At 42.6% G+C, this 8,477-nt stretch carries 6 protein-coding genes; 3 read left to right on the top strand and 3 right to left on the bottom strand.

Features of this window, described 5'->3' with window-relative positions; translation table 11 throughout:
- The coding region (locus IJJ71_RS04425) for a hypothetical protein (protein WP_296845559.1) at positions 1-2,217 on the top strand (2,217 nt) is incomplete at its 5' end.
- A 29-nt stretch (positions 2,218-2,246) separates the two neighbouring features.
- Positions 2,247-3,002 (top strand): fibronectin type III domain-containing protein, encoded by a 756-nt coding sequence (locus IJJ71_RS04430; RefSeq protein ID WP_296845560.1) that lies wholly within the window; start codon positions 2,247-2,249, stop codon positions 3,000-3,002.
- Between the two features lie 297 nt (positions 3,003-3,299).
- Here IJJ71_RS04430 and IJJ71_RS04435 read toward each other — a convergent pair whose 3' ends face one another.
- Positions 3,300-4,994, bottom strand: a complete 1,695-nt coding sequence (locus tag IJJ71_RS04435) for a right-handed parallel beta-helix repeat-containing protein (protein WP_296845561.1) — start codon at positions 4,992-4,994, stop codon at positions 3,300-3,302.
- A 121-nt stretch (positions 4,995-5,115) separates the two neighbouring features.
- Positions 5,116-6,048: an Rpn family recombination-promoting nuclease/putative transposase gene (locus IJJ71_RS04440; protein ID WP_296845563.1), complete on the bottom strand. Its 933-nt coding sequence runs from the start codon at positions 6,046-6,048 to the stop codon at positions 5,116-5,118.
- A 117-nt stretch (positions 6,049-6,165) separates the two neighbouring features.
- On the opposite strand from IJJ71_RS04440, the gene IJJ71_RS04445 reads away from it, so the two are divergent.
- A complete protein-coding gene (locus IJJ71_RS04445) occupies positions 6,166-6,864 on the top strand; it encodes a M15 family metallopeptidase (protein WP_296845564.1) in 699 nt (232 codons plus the stop codon).
- 33 nt (positions 6,865-6,897) lie between these two features.
- On the opposite strand, the gene IJJ71_RS04450 is transcribed toward IJJ71_RS04445, so the two are convergent.
- Positions 6,898-8,085 (bottom strand): hypothetical protein, encoded by a 1,188-nt coding sequence (locus IJJ71_RS04450; RefSeq protein ID WP_296845566.1) that lies wholly within the window; start codon positions 8,083-8,085, stop codon positions 6,898-6,900.
- Positions 8,086-8,477 lie beyond the last annotated feature (392 nt).

Raw genomic sequence — 8,477 nt, forward strand, 5'->3', positions numbered from 1 at the left:
CTTTTGGCTCTTGCGATTTTTGCGGGCTGCTCGAACATTTCTGAAGATGCGTATGTTTTTGATTCTACTTCTGTCACTTACGCAACATCAGTAAAAAATATCACGATTCGAGCAACTTCAAAGACTGGAATGGTCAGATTCTCATCTTCTGCCCGAAGCATTGTGCCGGGGGCTTATTCATCTTCTGAATTGAATTTTTACATAGGCGGTCAAAATCTTATTGATAACAGCAAGCTTACTGTTCAAAAAGTGACTTTTGAGCCAAGCGAATCTTCTGCAAATGTCGGAACAATCACTGTTCCTTTCAACAGCTATAATTATCAGTTCGTGCTTGCCGCTGTTCCTGCTTCTTCTGATACGACGACGATTGCTTCTGACACATATATTGAGAGCGTTTTGGATTACGCGGTGCTTTCAGGAGTTGCCGCAGCAGATTTGCGCTACAGTTCTGGAAACACGACCGTTAATTTCTATTTATCATCAGATGGACTCAAAGGAAACGGCGGATTTGACATCAACTTGTATTTAAAAGATTGGTCTGAGGAGAGCAAGAATGCTTTTGATTCCGTAAATAACTGGAATGTCCTTGATAAGGTCGAAGTTGCTTTGTATAAATTGGGTGCTCCACGACAAACTGTTGCAGGCGCGGTTTCTCCAGATGTGTCATTCAGAAGCAGATTTTCTGAGGCTACGGCATACAGATTTGAAGCTAGCGGAATTACACCGAAATGCTATGAACTTGTCGTGACATTCAGCCGTAATGGAAAAAAATATGATTTCAGCGACAAGATTTTTATCCTCCCATGTCAGACAACAACAGCAACGATTGGAATCCCTGATGTAATGGAAAATGAGCCGGAAGCTCCTGATAATTTGAAACAAGGCTATGTTGAGCCAGAATCAGAAGATTCTAATTATTTCAAAACTGTTTTCACTTGGTCTGATAACTCAAACACTGAGTCAAATTTTGAGATTCAGCTTCTGGATGTGAGTTCAAATGAAAATGTTCTTGCTTCGACAATAGATAGTCTTACAAATGCAGAACTTGAAACATTGTGGGCAGAAAATTCTTCGGCTAGTAATACATTCTCTTACAGCACAAACTTCTACGGAATGAAAATCGCCGATGACATCCGGCCAGTCTGGTATGCGGGCAATCTTGGCTTGAATTCGGAATATGCTGTGTTCACTATGCCTCTTGGCAAACGATACCTTGCACGAATCCGCTCTGTAAATCCTGTTGGCGGTTCTTCATGGTGCTATGCTGTATCGGCCGCAACGAGCGCAAATCTTCCTTATGGAAGCACAACTGCTGAAAGTGACAGTTTGCCTGGCGCAAAAACTCTTTCTGCTAAGGCTTTCAGCACAAAAATCGTGAATCTCTACAGGCTTGCCTATTACTTGTCTGACGGTGCATTTACGGTTTCTTCTATTCCTACAATTTACTACTTTAGTCAGGCAAGCGGCGGAAATGCAGTAATGGTTCCAAATGGAACGAGCAGAGTTGCTGCATACAATTCCGGAAATGAGATTACCCTTAAGAGTGGTGATTTGGCTTGGTCTCATTGGGCTGTAAATTCCGTGCTCGGTAATGATTATCCTCATGTTTTCACTAATTGTGCTTCTGGTGAGGCTGTTGATAATACTGTTACATATTATGTCACGAAGAATATTATAACCTCGCCAGATGTCAACGGATCTACTATCGGTTACGAGGTCGCAAATCCTCAGCCTACGGCACATGACGGAAATTATTACATTGATACGAAACTTCCTGTGAATTACACGAATTACAAGAATCTTTCACTTTATGCCGTGTATGAGTCTCCTTCATCGCCAGTGATTATTGATGCCAACTATGATATGGCTGAGAGTCTGAATTTCACGGCGACGGCAATCGGAACTGGCACTCAGCCTGCTCTCACGATAGACGAAGGTGATGTAATAAAAATTACCCGCACCGACGGAAGCTATACAACGAGCAGCCTTGATTTGGCTTACAGCTACAAAGCCGGCGTAACATTTGTTTATGACAGCGTAACATTGAAACTGACCAAAAAAGGCGGTACGGAGCTTGCGAACTATTCTGAATCTGGCCAGAATTTCCGTATTCCATTGACAGAGCGCGATGCAGGAAGCTATACCGCAACGATGTATGCTTCCAAGAGCGGAAAGAATTACCAGTATTCTTTCACGATTGTGCTGAAAGACAATTAATCTTGATGATTTTGTCTAGTGGGGAACTTATGAAGCAAAGTCTGATTAGAATTTTACTTCTCTTTCTTGTTCCGCTCTTTTTGAGCATCTGCCTCGTTTTTTCCTGTAAAAAAGATAATGATGATGATGACGATGCCAAAAACTCAATAATTAAAGTTTCATTATCGACAAAAATAACAGCTTCGCCGTCAAATATTGTGGCTGTTCAGGATTCGGCAAAAAGCAATGCCGTAACTATCACCTGGAACAAGGCTGAATGTGAGGCGGGGATATCTTATTATAGGGTTTACTATGCGGAGTCAGAGGCTCTTCTCAAAAAATCAAAGTTGTATGTAGGTGAGACGGCTGAGACATCTTTAACAGGTGTGCTTCCGCTTCCTTTTGATGAGGATGGGGAGCTTATTCCGACGAAAAAATACTATTTCCTTGTGAAAGCTTACACGAAAACTGATGTTGCGCAGAGCGGAAACACTTCCTGTGAAATTGCATTTTCAAAACTTGCATACCCGACAAAGCTAAAACATTTGCGGCCAAGTGCAACTACTCATTCATTTTCATGGAAAGCGGTGGATAGTGCGGACGAATATATCATTTACGGACAATACTCGATTAACGAGAATACCACAAAGGTGGAGATAATTTCGCAAGGCCCTGAAACAAAAGTGTCTTTCAACTCGAAAACAGATTATACAGCATTTAAAATTTGTGCAGGGCAGACCATAAAATCATCTGACGGAAACGGCTATTATGTCGGTAATTTGAGCAGTTTTGCAGTTTTCCCATAAAGCCGGAATAAGGACTAATATTAAACTCTGCCAGAATGATATGTTTCAATCCCTGCGCTTATGATTTTTATCACTGAGCTGTCAGCTCGCAGGAAATCTCTTCCTTATTCCCTGAAATCCCGGCATCTCGATTTTGTAAAAAAAATGCCGCCCAGCCGTGGAGCAGTGGCGGAGCCAGCCACTGGACTGAGCGTGAGCGAAGGAAGCGGCCGAGGGTGACCGAGCTGCGGAAGGGCGACGAGGAAGTTGATTTGGCGCCAGAAAAAAATTAGCGGATAACGATATTGTAGATTTTTGTTATTGCCCGATTTCATTGTCACTAGATGAATCGGTCATTTCGGTTCCTTTAATCGTTACGGTTCCGCCCTCTTTGTACCAGGTTTTTCCTTCTGTGGCTGAATTCTCTTTTATTGTCGCAAAAATTAACTTTTGGGAAGATTCTTCGGTAGCTGCTATTAAAACAAAATTTCCTGATTCGTTATAAACACCGCCACCTTTTCCTGTTGCTGTGTTTGCTTTTACTGTTCCAACGGTAATTTGCGTTTGATTTTGTAAAGTATGTGTTCCGATTGTGAAATCCGTTTTGTTGTAAATGCCAGCTCCGTTTACAGCCGTATTCTCTTCGATTGTACCATTGTTAAAGTTCGCAGAAGTCCCTTCGTTGTAGATTCCGCCGCCGTTTCTTGTTGCCTTGTTGTTTGAGATATAGCCACCTGTTATGAGTAAAGTTTCTTTGTTGAAGATTCCTGCACCGTTTTCCTGTGCTTCATTGAATGAAATTGAAGTGCCTTTCATGTTGAATGTTGCATTATTGTAAACACCGGCACCATTTTGGGCTTTGTTCTTGCTTACTGCTACCCCGTTGTTTTCAAGGGTTCCGCCTGCAACATAAATGCCACCACCGTTATCGCTCGCAGCGTTTTCTTCAATAATTCCACCTGTTAAAGTTGCGTTTGATGATGAATGATATATTCCGCCACCGAGAACTGCGTTGTTCTTTGATATTGTTCCACCCGTGATAGAAAGCGTTCCTTTGTTGTAAACTGCTCCACCATTTGATGTTGCCGTGTTTTGGCTGATGGTGCCTTTAGACATTGCCAGAGAACCGTTATCATTGTATATTGCCGCGCCATCTGTTGCATTGTTTGTTTTTATGGTTGCTTCAGAACTTATGTTGAGTGTTCCTTGATTTATATAGACCGCACCACCTTTATCTGCAGAATTTCCTGTAAGAATTGTGTTGTCTCCGAGTGTTACGGTTGTCTTATTTCCTTCTATATAAATTGCTCCGCCATGTTTTTCTGATATTTTTGTGAAACCTTTTCCGTCGGAGAGCGTGAGGTCTTTTATTGTTACAGGTGCTGTTGTGTTTATGAAAAGGATTGTACCTGTTTGCCCGCCTGAGAGTTTGTCAGAATTTCCTTTTTTGCCAATTAATGTGATTGATGATGCGATCTTAACTTTTGCACCGCTCGTTCCGGGATTTTCTTTGTCTTCAATCTTTGTTTCGCCTCTTAATTCTCCATCGATATAGATTGTGTAGGCTGTCTTTGATTCGAGAAGCCCAGAGTCTATGTTGTTCTGGGTGATTTCATCAATTATAGTTTGAAGAGATTTTGTAGCATTTGCAGTTCGGATTTCTTGTTTTATGTCTCCCCAAACTGCATAAAGTGTTATATTAGAACTTGGCAGAAATCTGTAATTATCGCAATAAGTAATTTCATTAGAAGAGGCTGTTGTAGACCAACCTTGAAAGTATTTTGGAGCATTTGAAAGTCCTAGTTCAGAACTTTCCGGAATGCGCCAGTATTCACCTACATTTATGGTGTAGACTGTTTGACCTGTTATTGTTCCGCCGTTTGCATTGAGGGTTATTGAATAGGTTGTCGTGGGAATGAAAGTTTGCTCATCGGTATCATTCTTGCATGAAAAATATGAAAAAATAAAGAATAAGAAGAATATTGATACAAAATACAAATTTTTTTTAATCATTTTATTTACCCCATTACAAAAATAATTGAAAATATTAAAACAATTAAATTATCGGAATGTAATGAGATAAAATTGACAAAAAAACTCATGACAGAAAAATCATGAGCTTTTTGGATGCAAGTTATTTCACACCAACTGACTGCTTGCAGAAAAGCTCTTCCTTAAGGGAAAGCACTTGCTCCAGGGGGAGAGAGACAGCCTGTGCAATTTGCTCCGGGGTACCGAGATTCATTTGAAGTAAATTCTTCGCATTGGAGATGGCGGTTTGCTGCGCGCCTTGAGCAATGCCTTTTTTAATCCCGCGCTTTTCGGCATTTTGCATGCCTGTGTTGTAGTCTCGCTGAGCCTTGAAGATTGAGTTCTGCTGCGCCCATTTGATTTCGTCTTCGCTTACCATGCACAATGATGATTTCGCGTTCATGATGCCCTCCTCGCTTTGCGTAAGACGGTCGATGTATTCAGCCCGCCTCTCATCGCCCGCGTAGGAAAGGAACAATCCCCATTTTTCGAGCTTCGAGAGATTCTCAACCGGTTTCCCGAAAAGCTTGTGGATTTTAATCAGGTCGAAGAAAACCACATTGAGCTTGTCAGAAAGCTGCGTTCCGTCTGCCTTTCTCATATTGTACCACGAAAGAGGTGAGCTGTCATCTTTGTCGAACTCGAAATTCAGCACCGAAATCTGATAGGCAGGCGGCGTGTCCCAGTTGTCGCCCTTCATGTTTGATGTGCTGAGGAGCCTTGCGACCTGAATTTCGGCACGGTCGCCATAGTCGTAATCCTCGCTCCTGGTCTGCACCTCGATATCAGCCCGCTCCCCGTCATTGAACTTGACGCTGACATCAAAACTCATCTGAGATTCTTTCGCCACCTGAGTGGGCGGCTCGTTCGGCATGAGCTGGATTTCCATGATTTCCCGGCTCAGAATTGTCGATAGAAAATCCTTCAATGCCGCGTTTGACTCTTTCGTGTCTGCCGTGAACATCGCCTTGAAAGATGAATCACACAAAGGATCCAAAAGTGCCGTTGGTGAAGGTCGTAGTGTTGTTGTTGCCATAAAAACTCCTTGCTTTTTTGCATATTAATAGCAAGAATTTTTGCATTTTTGGCAGCGCAATCGAAAAATTCTTTGAATTTTCTGCATTTTTATCGCTGTTTTTGTTATAATTTTACAATGCACAGGATTTTTTTGCGTTTTTTTGTGTTTTTGTTTTCTCTTCCGGGGCTTTGTCTTGCGCAGGAGAAAATTTTTGGCGTGGAGAAAATTGAAATGGATATCTCGAACGAAATTGAAAGTTCCTTCTATATAAACGAGATTTCTGATGAACTTTTTGCGAAGATGTGGGGCAAATCTTTCAAGGAAAACTGCACGATTCCGCGCACGCAACTTCGGCATCTTCATGTCCTGCACAAGACTTTGGACGGCACGACTCTTGAGGGCGAGCTTGTCTGCAATGTAAAAATCGCGGATATTTTGCTTGGCATTTTTAAGGAACTTTATCGTGCGGGCTATCCGATCGAAAAAATCCGCCTTATCGACGAGTATGATGCTGACGACGAGCGTTCCATGACTGACAATAATTCTTCGTGCTTCAATTTCCGCTTTATCTCGCACACGACCGTCGTTTCAAAGCACGGGGCGGGCTTGGCGGTGGACATTAACCCGCGCTACAATCCGTATTACAAGACCGTCAAGGGAAAACCGAATGTCGAGCCTTTCAACGGGGCTGCCTACCTCGACCGAAGCAAAAATTTCCCCTACAAAATCGACCACAACGACCTCGCCTACAAGCTTTTCACGCGGGCGGGCTTCGAGTGGGGCGGCGACTGGCAGGGCGTGAAGGATTACCAGCATTTTGAAATGAGCAATTAGCAATTGGGCGCTCCCTGCCTAGCGCATGAGTTACTAATTGCTTGTAGACGCAGGCAGTTCGCTTTCCTCTGCGAAAGAACATGAGCCGCCTGTAAGATAGAAAGTGCTTCCATCGTAAATCAATTCAAGGGTTGCGGCTGGCATAATCTCATTTTCAAGTTCTTCGTCTGTGTCGGCATTTTTAGAAAAATGAAACCATGTTCCGGAAATACTGAGAATTCCATTTTTGTTTATGTAAGCTCCGCCACCAATAAGATAGCGTTTTTCTGTGTGCCGCTCTTCGTCCTTTCCCGTTCTGTCAATTTCGATTTTATAATAGGAAAGCGTTTCGTCACCGTTTAAAGTAATCGTAGTTTCCGTACTGACTGGAACGCCGTCTTCTTCACCTTCGTCTACAAAGACATGAAAAACACCCTCAAGCCCACTTACTTCTGTTCTTGGAATTTCGTCCCAGTCAACGATATAATAAGTTCCGTTTGCAGATATGATTTTTTCTACAACTTTGGAAGTTGAAACAATTTCTCCCTTTGTCTCATCGTAAGAAAGAGTGCGATCTCCCCATTCTCCACGATGTCCGCTATAGTATCTTGTTATATTACTGTTCTCATCAAAAACATAATAAGAAGACGCATCTCCGTCTATAGTTTTTAGAATTTTTCCAGCGAGATCCGTTTTTTTAGGAATTGAAACTGCAGCCGCCGTATTGCTTGCCGTTACGCCTGTTCCAACTGAAACTTTTTGCACGGGTTTTCCGAAGGGGAGACCGTCTTTCATGAATTTTGGGGGTAGCAGAAGCGTGAGCGTAACAGAACTGTTTTCGCTTGGAGCCGTACCTGCAACGCTAAAAGTAATCGATTGCGCGGAAAGAGATTTTATAATTGCACTGGAAATCGAGAATGAGTCTGCGCTGACACCGTTTGCGTTCACGATGTTTGCTTTGAGCAAATCTTTGATGTCATCACCATTTGCCAAATTTTCGGAAGTGGTTGAAAGTGCCACGCGGGAAGAAAGTACCGCGTTTTCTGCAAAATCCACCGCTACTGTGATGTCTTTTGAATAGCTTCCGCCCAACCCTGCGGTACTTGCCTCTGTTGCAGTTACCGAAAGCTTATTTTTTGGAGCTGGCGAATCATCATCTTCATCATTACTTTTGCAGGAGATAAATGCCAGCACGAAAAGAATTGCGAAAGACGCAAAACTGAATTTAATGAATCGGTTCATAAAGACCTCCTAAAAATAGTAGTAATGGAAACAAAGGTTTCCGAATAGATAATTATACCCCCCCCCGTATTTTGTAAAGATTTTTTTTCAATTTTTTTGAAGATTTTCGGGGCGTTACGGGGCACGGTTTAGGCATAGCCTTTACCGAGACTCGCCTAAAAACTTGCCTCGCAAGTTTTTTCGCTTGCGCGAACGGCTCCCTACCCCGTAGAAGGGGTAGCGGGAAACGCGAAGCGGTTGGAGCGAGGGGAGCAGGGCATCCGCATCAAAAGCACTCTGCAATTGAATTCTTAACAAGTATTGTATTTAAAGATTAGGCGAGATGATAAAATAACTTCGGGTAGTAAAAATGACATTGAAGGAAACATTCGAAGAAATCACGGACGACAGAA

This window comes from Treponema sp. (assembly GCF_017430385.1).
GTDB lineage: Bacteria > Spirochaetota > Spirochaetia > Treponematales > Treponemataceae > Treponema_D.

Coding starts and splice junctions, on each gene's coding strand:
- IJJ71_RS04430 (WP_296845560.1), top strand. CDS start 2,247: ATGAAGCAAAGTCTGATTAGAATTTTACTTCTCTTTCTTGTTCCGCTC.
- IJJ71_RS04435 (WP_296845561.1), bottom strand. CDS start 4,994: ATGATTAAAAAAAATTTGTATTTTGTATCAATATTCTTCTTATTCTTT.
- IJJ71_RS04440 (WP_296845563.1), bottom strand. CDS start 6,048: ATGGCAACAACAACACTACGACCTTCACCAACGGCACTTTTGGATCCT.
- IJJ71_RS04445 (WP_296845564.1), top strand. CDS start 6,166: ATGCACAGGATTTTTTTGCGTTTTTTTGTGTTTTTGTTTTCTCTTCCG.
- IJJ71_RS04450 (WP_296845566.1), bottom strand. CDS start 8,085: ATGAACCGATTCATTAAATTCAGTTTTGCGTCTTTCGCAATTCTTTTC.